Origin of the sequence: Bradyrhizobium sp. (genome assembly GCF_030646015.1) — a bacterium.
Taxonomy (GTDB): Bacteria; Pseudomonadota; Alphaproteobacteria; order Rhizobiales; family Xanthobacteraceae; genus Bradyrhizobium.
In genome coordinates this window covers 1-17,269 of the sequence record NZ_JAUSLT010000194.1, presented here as the reverse complement: position 1 = coordinate 17,269, position 17,269 = coordinate 1, and the positions used below count along the sequence as shown (strand labels likewise).

Genomic DNA, 17,269 nt, shown 5'->3' with positions numbered 1-17,269 from the left:
AGTCCCCTCTCGAAACATCCGGGCGCATGGGGGAGCCTTCCGTTGAATTTGCCCACCGCGCTCAACCTGGTGGAACCGCTGGACCGTCAGACGCTGGGCGAGCGCGCCTATGCCAGGCTGGCGGATCTGCTGATGTCCGGCCGGCTGGCACCGGGCGAGAAATTGTCGCTGCGCGCGGCGGCGGAAGTGCTCGGCGTCTCCATCATGCCGGTGCGCGAGGCGGTATCGCGGCTGGTCGCCGACAAGGCGCTGGAGGTGACGCCGAACCGCGCGGTGCGCGTTCCCCTGATGTCGGCGGCGCAATTTCGCGACCTGACCAAGGTGCGGATCGCCATCGAGGGCCATGCCGCGGGGCAGGCCGCAGCGCACCGCGACAGCCGCGACCTCGTCGGAATCGCGCGCGCCGAAGAAGCGATGCGGCTGGAGAGCGAGGCTGATGTACCCGACCTGCCGCGCGCGGTCGAACTCAACAAGACCTTTCATTTCGCGGTTTACGAGGCGGCGCATTCGCCGATCCTGGTCGAAATTATCCGCGCGCTGTGGCTGAAAGCAGGACCGGTGATCAACCTCGATCTCAGGGCCAATCCCGACCGGCTGGCGAAGGGCGACGCAATCCGGTTTCACGCCGCGGTGCGCAAGGCGATCGAAGCCGGCAATGGCGAGGCCGCGCAGGCCGGAATTGCCGCCGACATCAAGGGTGCTGCGGATTTCATTCTTTCGCGCGGCGGACTCGCCGACTGACATCCTTCCTTCCAAACGACATCTCGGAGTGACCATGGATCTCGAACTCAAGGATTTGCGCGTGTTGGTAACCGCCGGCGCCAACGGCATCGGGCGCGCCATTGCGCGGCGTTTTGCAGCCGAAGGCGCCAGGGTTCACACCTGCGATGTCGATGAAATCGCGCTGTCCGAACTGGCTTCCAGCGATCCCGCCATCACATCGACGCCATGCGATGTTTCCAACCGCGCGGCCGTGCAAAAACTGTTCGCGGAAGCTGTGGCAAAACTCGGCGGCCTCGACGTGCTGGTCAACAATGCCGGTGTCGCCGGACCGACGGCCAAGGTCGAGGACATGAATCCGGAAGACTGGGACCGCTGCCTGGAAATCTGCCTGACCGGGCAATTCAACTGCACCCGCCTTGCTGTGCCGCATCTGCGCAAGAGCAGGAACGCGTCGATCGTCAACATCTCCTCGGCGGCCGGCCGGCTCGGCTTCGCCATGCGCACGCCCTACGCCGCGGCAAAATGGGGCGTGATCGGATTTACAAAGTCGCTGTCGATCGAACTCGGGCCGGACAACATCCGCGTCAACGCGATCCTGCCGGGCCTCGTCGCCGGCGACCGGCAGCGCCGGGTGCTGGAAGCCAAGGCGCAGCAGCGCGGGATTTCCTACGCCGAGATGGAGCGCACGGCGTTCTCCTACACCTCGATCAAGGACTATGTGACGCCGGAGCAGATCGCCGACCAGATCCTGTTCATGTGCAGCCCGCGCGGCAGGACGATTTCCGGCCAAGCGATTTCGGTGTGCGGCGACACTCAGATGCTGGGATAGGCGAGGGCGAAATGCCCGGATCGTGCAGAGCGACGTCGCTATTGTGTGGCATGGGCGGTGTGACCATGTTTGGCTTGAGCGCTTGGGGGCCAACGGAGATCGCCCATGACGGATGCGAACCGGAAATCCCACTGGGAAACGGTCTATACGACAAAGGACGAGAGCGAGGTCAGCTGGTTTCAGGAAAATCCGGCGCCATCGCTCGAACTGATCGACCTTGCCCGGCCGGTGCCGGAGTCCGGCATCATCGATATCGGCGGCGGCGCGTCCCGTCTGGTCGACAGCCTTCTGGCGCGCGGGTTCAGGCGCGTGACGGTGCTGGACATTTCACAGGCCGCGCTTGATGCCGCCAAAACGCGGCTTGGTGAACGCGCGACCGAGGTGGAATGGGTCGCCGCCGACGTCACCAAATGGCAGCCGGCACACACCTTCGACATCTGGCATGACCGGGCCGCCTTTCATTTCCTGATCGATCCCGCGGACCGCTCCGCCTACGTGGCGCGTCTGCGACAGGCGGTCAGGCCTGGCGGCCATGTCGTCATCGGGACCTTTGCCCTCGACGGCCCGAAAAAATGCAGCGGGCTGCCCGTCAACCGGTACGATGCGGCAAGCCTTGCTGGGGAATTGGGCGAAGGTTTCGAGCTGGTGGACTCCCTCAGGCAGGATCATGCCACGCCATGGAACTCGACCCAGCATTTCCAGTTTTGCATTTTCCGGCGAACGGGCGGCACGGGAAGCACCGCTTGAGCAGGGATGAATGCCTTGTGAATGTCTTGCAGGAATAGACGGAATCCATCGATCCCGTCACGCGAGGTTAACTACCCCGGCAAGCCCGCATCGCCTTAAATTCGAGGCAGCCCTAATGTAGAGTGCCCGAAACCGGTCGCGAGGCGAAGCGAGCATGGCAGGCACAGGGAATGAGGATCGGGCAACCGGAAGCAACTCGTTTTCGGAACCCGCAACGGCCGGTTTTGAGCAGGTCGTCAAGGTGGCTGCCGTCACCGTCGACCTGCGGGACGGTTTTCGGAACGAGCGCCGCACCCCCGATTACCGCGCCATCCACGGCCTGTCGGCTGACGCGGATGACACCCACCAGGACTGGATTGCGCGGCTGCATCCGGACGACCGCGATCGAACGGTGCGGAAATTCATCGATGCGGTGAAGGGCACCGGCGAGCAGTTTTCATCGCAATATCGAATCATCAGGCCTAACGATGGGCAGGTGCGCTGGATCGCTACCGAGGCCCGGATCGAGCGCGATCCCGACGGCGCTGCCCTGCGGCTGGTGGGCGCTCACATCGACATCACCGATCTGGCCATTGCCAAGGAGACACTGCGCGAGAGCGAAGAACGGTTCCGCCTGATCGCCAACAGTGCGCCGGTGCCGATGTGGGTCACCAAGATCGATCGCACCCGTGCCTTTGCCAACCAGGCCTATCTCGAATTTCTCGGCGTGCCTTACGAGGAGGGGCTGGCGTTCGATTGGCGGACCATCCTGCATCCGGACGATGTGCAACGCATTGTGAAGGAAAGTGTTGCCGGGGAGGCAACGCTTAAGCCATTCGTGCTGGAAGGGCGGTATCGCCGGGCCGATGGGCAATGGCGCTGGATGCGATCAGAATCGCAGCCGCGCTGGGATCCGACCGGAAAACATATCGGCTTCATCGGCGTCGCCCACGATGTGACGGTCGCCAAGGAAGCCGAATTCGAGCTTCGGAATCTCAACGAGACGCTGGAGCGGCGTATCGCGGAACGCACCTCGCAGCTTCAATCCAGCGAAGCGCAAATGCGCGCGATATTCGAAACCAGCAATCAGTACCAGGGGCTGCTCGACCTGCAGGGCAACGTTCTCTACGCCAATGCGACGTCGCTGGCCGGCATCCGGGCCAACATATGGGACGTCGCCGGAAAACCGTTTTGGGATTCGCCCTGGTTTGCCGCAACGGAGGGAATGCGCGACATCGTGATGGAGGCCTTTGCAGCGGTGCTGCGAGGCGAAAGCGTGCGGAGGGAAATGCAGCTCGATCTTCCCGCCGGCGAACGCTTCTTTGATTTCACCATGCGCCCGGTGTTCGATCAGCACGGCACAGTCTCCGGGGTGCTGCCCGAGGCCATCGACATCACCGAGCGGCGGCAGGCCGAGGAGGCGCTGCGCCAATCCCAGAAGATGGATGCGATCGGCCAGCTGACCGGCGGCGTCGCCCATGATTTCAACAACCTGCTCACCATCATACGCTCGGCGACCGACTTCCTGCGCCGCCGCGAGCTCAGCGAGGACCGGCGCCGCCGTTACGTAGATGCGATTTCGGACACGGTCGATCGCGCGTCGAAGCTGACCGGCCAGCTTCTGGCCTTTGCCCGGCGGCAGCCGCTGTCGCCACAGGTATTCGATGTAGGCTCGCAGGTCGAAACCATCGCGCAGCTGATCCGTCCGCTGATGGGCGGCCGAATCCAGATCGATGTCGAGCTTTGCGATCCCCCGTGTCTTGCCACCGCCGATGTCGCCCAGTTCGAAACCGCGCTGGTCAATCTCGCGGTCAATGCCCGCGATGCGATGGCGGGAGAGGGCCGTCTCGTCATCCATGTCGATGTGGTCGACGCCATTCCGGCGCTGCGCGGTCAGGCGCGTCGCGACGGCCGGTTCGTCGCCGTTTCCATCACCGATAGCGGATCCGGGATCCCGGCCGACATGCTGGAAGTCATCTTCGAGCCGTTCTTCACGACCAAGGATGTCGGCAAGGGCACCGGCCTCGGTCTCAGTCAGGCACTCGGCTTTGCCAAGCAGTCGGGCGGCGAAATCAGTGTCACGAGCACGCGCGGCCAAGGATCTACTTCAAGCGGCTCCACTTTCACCATCTATCTGCCTCAGGCCGAACGTCTGGCGAAGGGCGCGGAAATCGCCGCGGTCGGTGCGGAAGCCGCGATGAGCGGCCGCGGACATTGCGTTCTGGTGGTGGAAGACGATGAAGAGGTCGGACGTTTTTCCACCGAATTGCTGAGGGATCTCGGCTACGCCATCAAATGGGCCGCCAATGCCGGCGACGCCCTCGCGGCGCTCGCCGAGGATGAGCTCACCTTCGATCTGGTGTTCTCGGATGTCATCATGCCCGGCATGAACGGCGTTGAACTCGCCAACGTTATTCGTGATCGCTATCCGGGCCTGCCGGTGGTGCTGACCAGCGGATACAGCAGCGTTCTCGCCGACAATGCCCATCGCGGTTTTGAGCTGATTCAGAAGCCGTATTCGGTGGAATCGCTGTCGCGGACACTGCGAAAGGCGATTTCCGAGCGGCGGGCGGCGGGGTGAATCTCCCAGGATGCGGAAGAATTCAGTCAGGCAGGTTCACCTGTTTCCTGAATCTGGCACACAACCGGCATGCCGTTTGCTAGAGATTCCAACAGACTGATACTTGAGCGGGAGGTGTCTCATGGACGTTGCCGCATGGCGCCGGACGGCTATCGCCTTGAGTTGTTTGGTGTTGGTTGCCGGCCCGGCGCTGGCTGCCGAGTCTGAAAAACTGTCCGGCTATAATGCCGACATCCGCGAAAGCTCGATATCGGGCATTTCCTCCGGCGCGTTCATGGCGGTTCAGTTCGGCACCGCCTGGTCTTCGGTGATCAAGGGCGTCGGAGTTGTCGCCGGCGGGCCGTATTGGTGCGCCAAAGCTGACGCCATGGATATCATGAACGGCTACCCGCTGCCGATCATGACCGCGACCGGATCGTGCATGGTCGGGCCGCCCCGGGACATGAACCGCTCTTTCGAGAAGGCGGATGCCAAAGCGGCCTCCGGCGATATCGATTCCCTGCAGTTCGTCACGCGGCAAAAGATCTATCTGTTCCATGGCTACAACGACGCGGTGGTGGCGAAGTCGGTCACCGATGCGGCGGCGGATTTCTATCGTCACTATCTGAGCGAGGCCAACCGCGGCAATCTCTATTACCAGACCACGGTCGGGGCGGGTCACTCGCTAGCCGTTGCGCCCGACAAGCCCGTCGACGGCCTCAACGATTGCCAGGTCAACGCCGCGCCGTTCATCAACAGCTGCGGGTATGATCAGGCCGGGATCATCCTGCAACACATTTACGGTGCGTTGAATGCGCCGAACCCGGGACCCTTGACCGGGACGATCAAGCGTTTCGACCAGTCCATTTACACCAAGCCGAACGATCCCGGCCCGCTCAGTCTGGACAACACCGGCTTTGTGTTCGTTCCCCAGGATTGCGAGCAGGGTGCGGCGTGCCGCGTCCACATCGCCCTGCATGGATGCAAGCAGAATGTCGGCGATATCGGCCGGCGCTATATCGACGATACCGGCTACAATGCCTGGGCCGACAGCAATCGGCTGATCGTGCTCTATCCGCAGACCAAGGCTAGTCCGTTCGCGCCGTTCAATCCGCAGGGGTGCTGGGACTGGTGGAGCTACGTCAACCACAGCGACAGCTACGTGACAAAATCCGGCGCGCAGATCCGGACCATCAAGGCCATGCTCGACGCGCTGACCGCGGGTGCGGCACCCGGGACAGCGCCATCCAACGCGTTCAATCCGCTCAAGGTGATCGACACGTCGGACACGTCAGCGGCGCTGGCGTGGACGCCGCTGGAGGCAACCACGGCGTATCGCATCTTTCGTGCCGGCGCCGACGGTCCATTCACTGCCGTGACCGATGTCGCCGGTCCCAGCTTTGCCGATTCAGGGCTGACGCCGCGAACGGCCTATCGCTGGCGTGTCTCGCCCATCGTCAATGGAACCGAAGGTCCAGCGTCCAACGACGCCGCGGCGACCACGCGCGTCGCGCCGGCGCCCTGCCAGAATCCCGGCACCTGTCCGATCGCTCCATAACGGCTTTGCACGATACCGCCAAAGCGGCGTAAAAGCCCCAGATGATTCCGTGGAAACACATCGACACGACACGCGTGCCCGGCTCGGACGTCGAACTGCGCCTGATGCAGCGCGGCGCCGAATTTTCCATGAAGCTCGGCCAGAACGAGTTGATGAGCAGCCGGCTGTCGGGATCGGAGGAGGCGCTCGCCACGCTGGCCTGCCGCAGACTGGAAGCGGTCAAGGCGCCGCATCTGCTGATCGGCGGGTTGGGCATGGGCTTTACCCTGCGCGCCGCGCTTGCGGTGCTCGGGCCGAAAGCGCGGATCACGGTGGCCGAACTGCTGCCCGCCGTGATCGCCTGGGCGCGCGGGCCGATGGCCGAAATTTTTGGTGACAGCCTCGACGATCCCAGAGCGAAAATCCTCGCCGCCGATGTCATCGAGGTGATCGCATCCAAACCTGGGGCGTTCGACACCATCCTGCTCGATGTCGATAACGGCCCGGAAGGACTGATCCGCAAGGCCAATGATGCGCTGTACGATGCGAAGGGGCTGAAGGCGATCCATCGGGCGTTGCGGCCGGGCGGCGTGCTCGCGGTCTGGTCGTCGGGGCCGCACCCGGCGTTTTCAAAACGGCTGCGTGACGCCGGCTTCGAGGTCAACGAGGTCGCGGTGCGCGCCACCACCAGGCGTAGCGGCGCGCGCCATTTGATCTGGTTCGCGACGAGGAAGGCCTAGGCGGCCTCTTCGACTTCGTCGGTCCAGACCTTGAAACTCACCAGCGTATTCGGCCCGAACGTCTGCGTGATCGGCACGTCGGAGGCATCGCGGCCCTGGGCGATCAGGATCCGGCCGATCCGCGGAATGTTGTTGCGGGGATCGAAGGTGTGCCAGTGGCCGCCGAGATAGGCCTCGAACCAGCCGGCGAAATCGCCCGCGGCCCAGGGCTTCGGCGTGCCGATGTCGCCGAGATAGCCGGTGCAGTAGCGCGCCGGAATATTCATGCAGCGGCAGAAGGTGATGGCGAGGTGGGCATAGTCGCGGCAGACGCCCTTGCCCTCGTCGAACGCATCCGCCGCCGTCTTGGTGGCGCGGGCGTGCTCGTAGCCGAACTTGATGTGGTTGTGAACGAAATCGCAGATCGCCTGAACCCGCGCCCAGCCCGGCGGCGTCCTCTCGAACAACTTCCAGGCGACGTTGGACAGCCGGTCGGTTTCGCAATAGCGGCTGCCGAGCAGATAGACCAGGGTTTCGGCCGGCAGATCCTCCACCGCGTGCTGAAGGGCCGAAGCCACGATCGGATCGGGCAGGCCGCTGTCGCGAACCATGCCGTCGGCGGCCAGCCGCACGCGGCCGGCCGGTGCGACGATGCGGCTGCACCAGTTGCCGAAACCGTCGCGATAGGGCGTGATCTCGACCGACGGGCTGACGGTCAGAAAATCGGGAATGATGACGTCGGACGCCCGCGTGAAATGCGCACCCAGCACCATGATGACAGGCGTGGGCTGCGGAAAGTCGTAAATCATCTCGTAACCGACGCGGATCTTCAAACTGATTACCCCGATGCTATGGTTGCCTGAAATTAGCCCGACACGTTCTGTCGCTTGAAGCCGGTGCCGCAATCCGGCCCGCTCACTACGGTCGCCTTGCCAAAATGGCTACCGGATCCGTCAAATACAAGTCGCTATAAGCGTATATCGGCACTTGCGAAGCCCGCGCCGAGGGCCATCGATGGAACTTATTGCGACTTCGGGCGCTACCCTAGGTCGACGATCGACTCCCTCCAAGCACGAGCAAAGCTCTCCATGTCAGTGGATCCTACAGAAGTGCCGAACGTCCTCATCGTCGAGGACGAAATGATGCTGCGGATGCGTGCGGTCGATATCGTGGAGGATGCCGGTTTTCACTCGGTCGAGGCCGTCAACGCCGACGAGGCGATGGCGATCCTGGAGTCGCGCTCGGACATTTCGCTGCTGTTTACCGACATTCAAATGCCCGGCAGCATGGATGGCCTCAAGCTCGCCCACACGGTGCACAACCGCTGGCCCGGCATCAAGATCATCCTGGTTTCCGGCCAGGTGAAACCGTCCGACGCGGAACGGCCGGTCGACAGCCGCTTCTTCGGCAAGCCGCTGGGCATGCACCAAATGATCACCGAACTGCAGACCATGGTGGGGGTCGGCGCACTGAAGATTGTTCCGAGCGCAGTCATTCCGGCAGTGGTTGCGGCTTCTCACGCCGCGACGCCGACCGAACTGCCGCCCCGCTCGGCGCATGAGGCCGTGTTGTCGGCGGAGAACGACAGCCTTCGGGTGTTGCTCGAACAGGCCGGCATCGATGCCAAGATGCTGCTGGCGCAGGCCGGCATCGACGCCAAGGAGCGCGAGGCCGCCGACAAGCTGCAGAAGCTGATCCTGGGTGAACTTCATCATCGCATCAAGAACACGCTCGCCACCGTCAGCGCCATCGCATCGCAGAGTTTTCGCGCCGCACCCACCATCGAACACGGACAGCAGGCGATGGAGGGTCGGCTGCTGGCGCTTGGCCGCGCTCATGATCTGCTGATGCAGATCAGCTGGTCCAATGCCAGCCTCACCCATACGTTCAGCGGCGCGACCGAGCCGTTCGAAAGCCAGGGCGCCCGGCGCTTTCATTTCAACGGGCCGGATATCCGGATCACCTCGGGCGCCGTCATTGCGCTGGCGATGACGTTCAACGAGCTCTGCACCAACACCACGAAATTCGGCGCGCTCTCGATCCCGAGCGGCCGCGTCGAAATCGCCTGGACCATCGACGACGACAAGCAGCGGCTCCGCCTGACCTGGACCGAAAAGGCCGGCCCGCCGGTCCAGCCGCCGGAACGCCGCAGCTTCGGCACAAGGATGATGGAGTCGCTCGGCCAGCAATTGAACGGCCAGGTGCAGCTTTCCTACGCTCCCACAGGGTTTGTCTACGCGCTGGACGTGCCGCTTGGCTCTCTGATCGCGGCGGCGTGACGATCCGCTGGATTCGAGACGCATCGTAGCGGTCGAATTCAAAAGGAGGCCGGGATAGGATGGACTCCACGCAGCCTGGCGTCAGGGGTTCCATGCCGAGGTCTGGCCAACAGATTCGCTTCTGCAAGTCCCGCGACGGCGCCCAGATCGCGATGGCCTCGATCGGTCGCGGGCCGCCATTGCTGCGGACCGCGCACTGGCTCAGCCATGTCGAGCATGATGCGCGCAGCCCGGTCTGGGCGCACTGGCTCGAGGAACTGTCGCGCGACCACACCTATATCCGCTATGACCAGCGCGGCTGCGGATTGTCCGATCGCTCGCCGCCCTCCACCTCCTTCGAGGCGTGGATGGAGGACCTCGAGGCCGTCGTCGAGGCGCAAGGCCTGAAGAAATTCCCGCTGTTCGGAATGTCGCAGGGCGGTGCGCTCGCCATTGCCTATGCCGCGCGTCATCCCGACCGGGTGTCGCACCTGATCCTGTTCGGCGCCTATGGCAAGGGCGTGCTGCGCCGGAATATCACCGAGCAGGAGCGCGAGGAGGCCGAAACGCTGGTCAAGCTGATCCGGCTCGGCTGGGGCCGCGACAATCCGGCGTTCCGGCAGGTTTTCACCTCGCAGTTCATTCCGGACGGCACCCGCGAGCAGCACCAGTGGTTCAACGATCTGGAGCGGCTCTCGGCGTCGCCCGACAACGCTGTGGCCATCGTCGAGCAGCTCTATCAGCTCGACGTCACCGCGGAGGCGGCCAGCCTGCGTGTCCCGACCCTGGTGATGCATTCGCGCAACGACGCCCGGGTGCCGTTCGAACAGGGCCGGCAGCTGGCGGCCCTGATCCCCTCGGCCCGCTTCGTTCCGCTGGAAGGTCGCAACCACGTATTGCTCCCGGGCGAACCCGCATGGCCGCTGTTTCTCGGCGAACTCCGCTCCTTCCTCGGCGACGCCGGCGGTTCGTCACGGGCGCTGCGGCAGGCCGGCTTGACCGCGAGCGAGCACGCCGTCCTGACCCTGATCGCGCGAGGCCTCGACAACGCGGCCATTGCCGCGGCGTTGAGCAAGAGCGAGAAGACGGTGCGCAATCAGGTTTCCAGCATTTTTTCCAAGCTCGGGGTCGGTACGCGGTCCCAGGCCATCGTGCTGGCCCGGGACGCCGGCATCGGCGAGGCGTCATAGGACAGCCAGCCCAGACGTCCGCGTCATTTCGAGCGCTTTGCCGGCGAGTATGGGACGCCGGCCTCATGACGGCCGGCTGTTAGCGGGTCACGCTTCCACGCGCAAAGGCGGTGAGAAGCATGACAGTCGCGACGGCAGCCCTGACATCATCTGAAATGAAGCTAGCGAAGGCGCGCGCGGTGCTTCGCTCTCCGGCGTTGGCGCTGGCCCTGGCGGCGCTGTTCTGGTCCGGCAATTTCGTCGCCGGCCGGGCGCTTCGCGGCGCGGTCGATCCGGTGACACTCAACTTCCTGCGCTGGCTGCTCGCCCTCGCCATCATCGCGCCGTTCGTCTGGCAAGGCACACTCGCCGCCTGGCCGGCGCTGCGCCGCGAATGGCGGCTGATCTCTGCGCTTGGCGCCACCGGGATCGCGGCATTCCACATCCTGATTTATCTTGCGCTGCAAAGCACCACCGTCACCAGCGCCCTGCTGATTCTGTCGCTCTCCCCGGTCGCGACGCTGCTGGGATCCGCATGGCTGGGATCGGAGCGGCCATCCGGCAGGCAGATCGGCGGCGCGCTGATCTCGGTTGCCGGCGCCTGTGTCCTGATCACGAGCGGAGATCCAGCCGGCATCCTTTCCCAGGGTTTCAGCGCCGGGGATTTGTGGATGCTGGCGGCGGTCGCAATCTGGGCGGCCTATTCGCTGATGCTGCGCCGCCGTCCAGCGGATCTTCCGCCGGCGGTCACACTGGCCGCCAGCGTGGCCGCGGCACTGCCGATGATGCTGCCGGCGCTGTTGTTCGGCCCGGCGGAACCGTTGGCGGCGCTCGGCTCGGTCGGCGTGCTCCTGAGCATCGGTTACATCGCGCTGTTCGCTTCGGCGATCGCATTCCTGCTGTGGTCTCGCGGGGTGTCGGAGCTGGGGCCGGTCCGGGCCGGGCAGTTCGTCAACCTGATGCCGGTGTTCGGCGCGGCTCTGGCGTTCCTGCTGCTTGGCGAAGCGCCGACATGGACGCAGGCGGCGGGCGCCGCGCTGGTGCTGTCCGGCATCGTCTTCGTCGAGCGGCGCCCTCGCACATGAGAATTCCATCCACGACGACACGCGGCTTGCGCGTCACGTTCACAGCAAGGAGGAGCAGATGGGCCGATTGATCATATTTCTCTACGGTGTGGTATCCTATACCGTATTTTTCGTTACGTTTCTCTATGCCATCGGCTTCGTCTCGGGCCTGGCGGTGCCGAAGACCATCGACAGCGGAACGGCGGGAGGAATTGCGGAAGGGCTGATCGTGAACCTCCTGCTGATGTCGCTGTTCGCGATCCAGCACAGCGTCATGGCCCGCAAGCAGTTCAAGACGTGGTGGACGCAGTTCGTGCCGAAGCCGGTCGAGCGCAGCACCTATGTGCTGCTCGCCAGCCTGGCCCTGGTGCTGCTGTTCTGGCAGTGGCGGCCGATCCCGGCAGTGCTGTGGCAGGTCGCCGATCCGCGGGCCGCGATGGCGATCGCCGGTCTGTCGTTGATCGGCTGGCTGATCGTGCTGACCAGCACGTTCCTGATCAATCATTTCGAGCTGTTCGGGCTGCACCAGGTCGCCAACAACCTGGCTGGCCGCGAGATGCCGGCGCCGCGCTTCCGCACGCCGCTGTATTACAACTTCGTGCGGCACCCGATCTATCTCGGTTTCATCATCGCGTTCTGGGCGGCGCCCACCATGACCGCCGGTCACCTGCTGTTCGCGGCGGTGACCACCGCCTACATCTTCGTCGGAATCTGGCTGGAAGAGCGCGATCTGGTCGATCTGTTCGGCGATGACTATCGCCGCTACAGGGACCGGGTATCGATGCTGCTGCCCTGGCGCAAATCCGCGCCAGGCGAGGCATCGGACGGACGTGTCGCCGGTGTCGGGCGCAGGTCTTAAGGGCGCGCCCGCCTGCATCACGGCCGTCGGAGCGTCTTCCGCCGGACCGAATTCGACGGTTCATCCTCCGTCAGCCCCGCCGCCTGCTGCAGCTCGCGGCGGAACTCGTCGCGCCGCTCGTGGATCGAGGCAATGACCAGTCCTGTGCCTTGCCCCAGACCGATCAATGCGGCTTCCGACAATTGCAGGCTGGCCTCGATGGTTTCGGGCACGGCGTCGGTGACGCCGATTCGATAGAGGTGGCGCGCGTGGACGGCGTCGCGGGCGCGCGAAACGATCACGATGTCGCTTCGCAGCGCGCGCACCTGTCGCACGACTTCGTCGATTGCGTCCGCCGCGGCAACCGTGACGATCACGGCCTTGGCTTCCATCACCCCGCAAGTCCTGAGGAATTCCGGCAGCGTGGCGTCGCCGTAATAGACCTCGCGGCCGCTTCGCCGCTGTTCGGGCACGGCGGCAGCGTCATTGTCGACCGCAAGATAGGGACAGCCGTGCCGGTCCAGCATGGTGCAGACGACCTGTCCGACCCGGCCATGGCCGACGACGATGGCATGGCCGGTGCCGCCGGCCGGCGCCACGGTGAGTTCCGGATCGAGCGCCCTGGGCTCCCGGAACCTGGGCGCCAGGCGCCGCGCGGCCAGCGACAGCGCCGGGATCAGCGCCATGGTGATCGATGTCACCGTCAAGGTGAAGCTCGATACATCGGCGCCAATGAGTCCAAGCGAGGTTGCAAGGCCGATGCCGACGAATGCGAACTCGCCGCCGGGGCCGAGCAGAAGACCGGTTTCGATCGCCGCCGGCCAGGACAGGCGAAAGATCCGGGCGAGGCCGGTCAGCAGGACGGACTTGATGACGATGAGCCCGACGACGGAAGCAAACAGCAACAGTGGCTCGCGGGCCAATTCGCGGACGTCGATATTCATGCCGACGGTGAAGAAAAACACGCCCAGCAGCAGTCCCTTGAACGGACCGATGGTGGTTTCGATCGCCTTGCGGAATTCGGTTTCGGAAAGCAGCAGCCCCGCGATGAATGCTCCCAGTGCCATCGAAAGTCCGGCCGTGGCCGCGGCGACCCCGGCACCGATGATCACAAACAGCGCCGCCGCCACGAACAACTCGTGCGAGGCGGTGGAAGCGACCAGCCGGAACAGCGGCCGCAACAGCAGGCGACCGACGATCACGATCGCGGCAACGGCCAGCGTCGCATTGACCAGCGCAAAGCCGAGATGGGTCATGACCGAGTCGCCCGAACGGCTGCCCATGATCGAGACCAGCAGCAGCATCGGTATCACCGCGAGATCCTGCGCCAGCAGGACGGCGAAACTGGTTCGGCCGGCGGTCGAGGCGAGCCGGCCGTGGTTGGAAAGCACCTCGATCACGATCGCGGTCGAGGACAAAGCAAGGCACGCGCCGAGGATGATCGATACCGTGGGCGGGTTGCCGAACAGGCTGGCGATGGCGCCGATCACGGCGGCGGAGAAGATGATCTGCAGGCTTCCCAGTCCGAACACCAGCCGGCGCATGGTTTTCAAGCGCTCAAAGGACAGCTCCATGCCGATAATGAACAGCAGGAAGACCACGCCGAGTTCGGCGATACCGGCCACGTTCCTGGCGTCGACGACGGTGACCCAGTACAGCAACGGAAACTGCTTGATCAGCGAGCCCAGTCCCAGCGGGCCCAGGATAGCGCCTGCCGCCAGATAGCCGAGCACGGGGCTGAACCCAAAGCGGCGCACCAGGGGAATGACGATGCCGGCGGTGCCCAGCACCACCAGCGCATCGCTGTAGACATCGATGTTGATCGGTGCCGCCACTCAGTTCCCTTCCGGTTGATCCAGGGCCATCCGTACAGGATCAGCTGGTATAGGCCTATTCACAGCCCATGCCACGGCGTATCCGTTCGCCGCGCATTGGCGGACGACAGGCCTGTTGTCGCCTTACAGAATCCGGGACGTCTTGTCGCCCCAGTAGCGGTCGCGCAGCAACCGCTTGTAGAGCTTGCCGGTCGGCAGCCGCGGCAGCTCCGCCTCGAAGTCGATCGAGCGCGGCACTTTCTGGCGCGACAGCGACTGGCTGCAGAAAGCGATCAGTTCGTCGGCCAGTTCCGGTCCCGGTGCGATTCCCGGCATCGGTTGCACCACGGCCTTCACCTCCTCGCCGAGATCGGCATTGGGCACGCCGAACACGGCGGCGTCCGCGATCTTGGGGTGGGTGATCAGCAGGTTCTCGCATTCCTGCGGGTAGATGTTGACTCCGCCGGAGATGATCATGAAGGTCGCGCGGTCGGTCAGGTACAGAAAATTGTCCTTGTCGACATAGCCGACGTCGCCGACCGTGCTCATGCTGCCGTCCGGCGAGCGCGCCTCCTTCGTCTTGTTCGGATCGTTGAAATATTCGAACGGCGTCGCGGTCTTGAACCAGACCGTGCCCGGCGTGCCGATCGGGCAGGGCTTCATGTCCTCATCGAGAATGTGGAGGTCGCCGAGCAGCACGCGGCCGACGCTGCCCCGGTGGGCCAGCCATTCCTCGCTGTTGCAGGCGGTAAAGCCGAGGCCCTCGGTGGCCCCGTAATATTCGTGGATGATCGGGCCCCACCATTTGATCATCTCGTCCTTCACCGCCGCCGGGCACGGCGCCGCGGCATGAACAGCGATTTCGAGCGACGACAGGTCATGACCCTTCCGCCTTGCCTCCGGCAGCTTCAGCATGCGCGAGAACATCGTCGGCACCAGCTGGGTGTGGGTGACGCCCCATTGCTCGACCAGGTCGAGGTACCGCTCGGGATCGAACTGCTCCATGATGATGACGGTGCCGCCGCTCTTGATCGCGAGATTGACGGCGGCCTGCGGCGCCGAATGATACAGCGGCGCCGGCGACAGATAGATCATGCCTTCGCGGTACTGCCACAGCTTGTGCAGGAAATCGAACAGCGGCAGCTGCTGGGTCGCGGGCTGCTCCGGCAGCGGCCGCAGGATGCCCTTCGGGCGGCCGGTGGTGCCGGACGAATACAGCATCGCGGTGCCGACGTATTCGTCCGCGATCGGCGTACCGGGCAATCCAGCCGTCGCGTCGCGCAGACCGACGATACGCGCGCTTTCGCCTGGTCCGTCGACCACGACGCAGAGTTCGACCCTGGGGCAGTCCTTGAGCGCCTCGCGCGCGACGTCGAGTTTTGCGACGGATGTAAACAGCACGCGGGATTCGCTGTTGCCGACGATGTAGGCGAGTTCGCTCGGCGTCAAATACGAGTTCACGCAGGTGTAGTACAGGCCGGACCGCTCGCCGGCGCCGCAGGTCTCCAGATAGCGGCTGTTGTTCTCCATGAAGATCGCATAGTGGTCGAGCCGCTTCAGGCCGAGATTGCGCAACAGATGCGCCAGCCGGTTGCTGCGCACCTCCAGCTCGCGATAGGTCACGGTCTCGCCGGACCCTGCCATGATGAAAGCGGGCTGCAGGGGGCGCAGATGAGCATGCTTGCCGGTGTACATTTTTTCTCCAGTTTTTCTCAGGCGGCCATAACGAGAATTTCGCGCAACTGCGCGGGGGAATCGATTTGGCGCGGGTTGCGCGGAACCCACGGCGTCCCCATCGCCTGCGCGGCGATGCGATCGAAATGCTCGGGGCCGATCCGGACGTCCTGCAGGCTGCGCGGCATGCCGAGGCCGCGGATGAAGCCGTCCAGCACGTCGCCTGCGTCCTGACCGGGCTGTCCCATCGCCGCCGATACCAGCGCCTGCCGCTCCGCATTGACGGATTTGTTCCAGCGCATCACCGACGGCAGCATCACGCAGGAAGTATAGCCGTGCGGCACGTCGAACACCGCGCCGAGCACATAGCCGATGCCATGGCTGGCGCCCATCGGCACGCCCGACGACAGCGGCCCCATCGAAAGCCAGGTGCCGATCTGGCAATCCATCCGCGCATCGAGATCATCGGCGTCGGCCTTCACCCGCGGCAGGCCCTGCGCCAGCATCGACAATCCCTTGATCGCCTGGGCGTCGGCGTAAGGATGCGTCTCGCGCGAACAAATGCCTTCGACGCAGTGATCGACGGCGCGGATGCCGGTCGACAGAAACAGCCATTCCGGCGTGTGCACGGTCAGCGCAGGATCGAGGATCGCCGCCCGCGGCATCACCAGGGGATGAGCCAGTCGCTCCTTGACCTTGGTGCCTTCGTTGGTGACCCCGGCAATGGCGCTGAACTCGCCGCCGGCAATCGTGGTGGGCACGCTGATTTGGCGCACCGTTGGCGGATTCATGGCAGGCGTGCCGCCCTTGTGGGCGCGGACCCTGTCGATGCCCTCGACGCTCCTGATATCATTGGCGAGGCAGATCTGCACCGCCTTGGCGCCGTCGGTGATCGAGCCGCCGCCGACCGTGACGATGAGGTCGGCGCCGGCGGCGCGGGCCTGCTCGGACGCCGCGATCACGGCGGCCCGCGGCGTATGCGCCGGCATCGCATCGAACGTGCCGACGCAACGCGGGCCCAGCGCCATCCTGATTTTCTCGATCTCGTCGGTCTCTCGGTTCAGCGTTCCGCTGACCATCAGGAAGGCGCGCGTCGTACCCAGACGGTCCAATTGCCCGACGATGGCCTCTGCGGCCGCCGTGCCGAAGATCACCTCGTCCATGGCGCCGAAAACCACACGCCCCTTGTGCACGATCGTCCTCCCGGAAGTCCTGGTCTTGTTGCGACCCTTGGGAGCAATCTAGCGGAGTCGGCGGGGAGGGGAACTGGAAATCCTTCACCCTCCCCTGGAGGGGAGGGTCGACGCGACTGAAAGGAGCGGCGGGGTGGGGTGGCGGTCTCTCGTCTCACACGGTGC

General features: G+C 64.5%; 14 protein-coding genes. 10 read left to right on the top strand and 4 right to left on the bottom strand.

Annotation, left to right across the window (positions count from 1 at the left end; translation table 11 throughout):
- The first annotated feature begins 42 nt into the window (after positions 1-42).
- The 6 genes from Q7T45_RS27530 (at position 43) to Q7T45_RS27505 (ending at position 7,115) form a co-directional block, all read left to right on the top strand.
- The gene (locus Q7T45_RS27530; RefSeq protein ID WP_304875209.1) at positions 43-741 is read left to right on the top strand and encodes a GntR family transcriptional regulator; all 699 of its coding nucleotides are present in this window, start codon (positions 43-45) and stop codon (positions 739-741) included.
- Between the two features lie 34 nt (positions 742-775).
- Positions 776-1,552 (top strand): SDR family oxidoreductase, encoded by a 777-nt coding sequence (locus tag Q7T45_RS27525; protein WP_304875207.1) that lies wholly within the window; start codon positions 776-778, stop codon positions 1,550-1,552.
- 105 nt (positions 1,553-1,657) lie between these two features.
- On the top strand, positions 1,658-2,299 hold the full coding sequence (locus Q7T45_RS27520) for a trans-aconitate 2-methyltransferase (protein WP_304875205.1): 642 nt from the start codon (positions 1,658-1,660) through the stop codon (positions 2,297-2,299).
- A 154-nt stretch (positions 2,300-2,453) separates the two neighbouring features.
- Positions 2,454-4,859, top strand: a complete 2,406-nt coding sequence (locus Q7T45_RS27515) for a PAS domain S-box protein (RefSeq protein ID WP_304875203.1) — start codon at positions 2,454-2,456, stop codon at positions 4,857-4,859.
- Between the two features lie 169 nt (positions 4,860-5,028).
- Positions 5,029-6,396: a hypothetical protein gene (locus tag Q7T45_RS27510; protein ID WP_304875202.1), complete on the top strand. Its 1,368-nt coding sequence runs from the start codon at positions 5,029-5,031 to the stop codon at positions 6,394-6,396.
- Between the two features lie 41 nt (positions 6,397-6,437).
- Entirely contained in the window at positions 6,438-7,115 is a 678-nt protein-coding gene (locus Q7T45_RS27505) for a spermidine synthase (RefSeq protein ID WP_304875200.1), read from the top strand.
- On the opposite strand, the gene Q7T45_RS27500 is transcribed toward Q7T45_RS27505, so the two are convergent.
- Positions 7,112-7,927, bottom strand: a complete 816-nt coding sequence (locus Q7T45_RS27500; RefSeq protein WP_304875198.1) for a transglutaminase family protein — start codon at positions 7,925-7,927, stop codon at positions 7,112-7,114. The genes Q7T45_RS27505 and Q7T45_RS27500 overlap by 4 nt on opposite strands.
- Before the next feature lie 255 nt (positions 7,928-8,182).
- On the opposite strand from Q7T45_RS27500, the gene Q7T45_RS27495 reads away from it, so the two are divergent.
- From Q7T45_RS27495 to mddA, 4 genes are all read left to right on the top strand, one after another.
- Positions 8,183-9,373: a sensor histidine kinase gene (locus tag Q7T45_RS27495; protein ID WP_304875197.1), complete on the top strand. Its 1,191-nt coding sequence runs from the start codon at positions 8,183-8,185 to the stop codon at positions 9,371-9,373.
- A 92-nt stretch (positions 9,374-9,465) separates the two neighbouring features.
- On the top strand, positions 9,466-10,542 hold the full coding sequence (locus Q7T45_RS27490) for an alpha/beta fold hydrolase (protein WP_304875195.1): 1,077 nt from the start codon (positions 9,466-9,468) through the stop codon (positions 10,540-10,542).
- A gap of 119 nt (positions 10,543-10,661) precedes the next feature.
- On the top strand, positions 10,662-11,606 hold the full coding sequence (locus Q7T45_RS27485; RefSeq protein ID WP_304875193.1) for a DMT family transporter: 945 nt from the start codon (positions 10,662-10,664) through the stop codon (positions 11,604-11,606).
- Positions 11,607-11,664: 58 nt separating this feature from the next.
- Positions 11,665-12,444: a methanethiol S-methyltransferase gene (gene mddA / locus Q7T45_RS27480; RefSeq protein WP_304875191.1), complete on the top strand. Its 780-nt coding sequence runs from the start codon at positions 11,665-11,667 to the stop codon at positions 12,442-12,444.
- A 17-nt stretch (positions 12,445-12,461) separates the two neighbouring features.
- On the opposite strand, the gene Q7T45_RS27475 is transcribed toward mddA, so the two are convergent.
- The 3 genes from Q7T45_RS27475 to Q7T45_RS27465 form a co-directional block, all read right to left on the bottom strand.
- The gene (locus Q7T45_RS27475; protein ID WP_304875190.1) at positions 12,462-14,258 is read right to left on the bottom strand and encodes a cation:proton antiporter; all 1,797 of its coding nucleotides are present in this window, start codon (positions 14,256-14,258) and stop codon (positions 12,462-12,464) included.
- Positions 14,259-14,381: 123 nt separating this feature from the next.
- Positions 14,382-15,932 carry an AMP-binding protein gene (locus Q7T45_RS27470; protein WP_304875188.1) on the bottom strand — a complete coding sequence of 517 codons (1,551 nt, stop codon included), beginning with the start codon at positions 15,930-15,932 and terminating at the stop codon, positions 14,382-14,384.
- Between the two features lie 17 nt (positions 15,933-15,949).
- On the bottom strand, positions 15,950-17,104 hold the full coding sequence (locus Q7T45_RS27465; RefSeq protein ID WP_304875186.1) for an iron-containing alcohol dehydrogenase: 1,155 nt from the start codon (positions 17,102-17,104) through the stop codon (positions 15,950-15,952).
- Between the last annotated feature and the right edge of the window lie 165 nt (positions 17,105-17,269).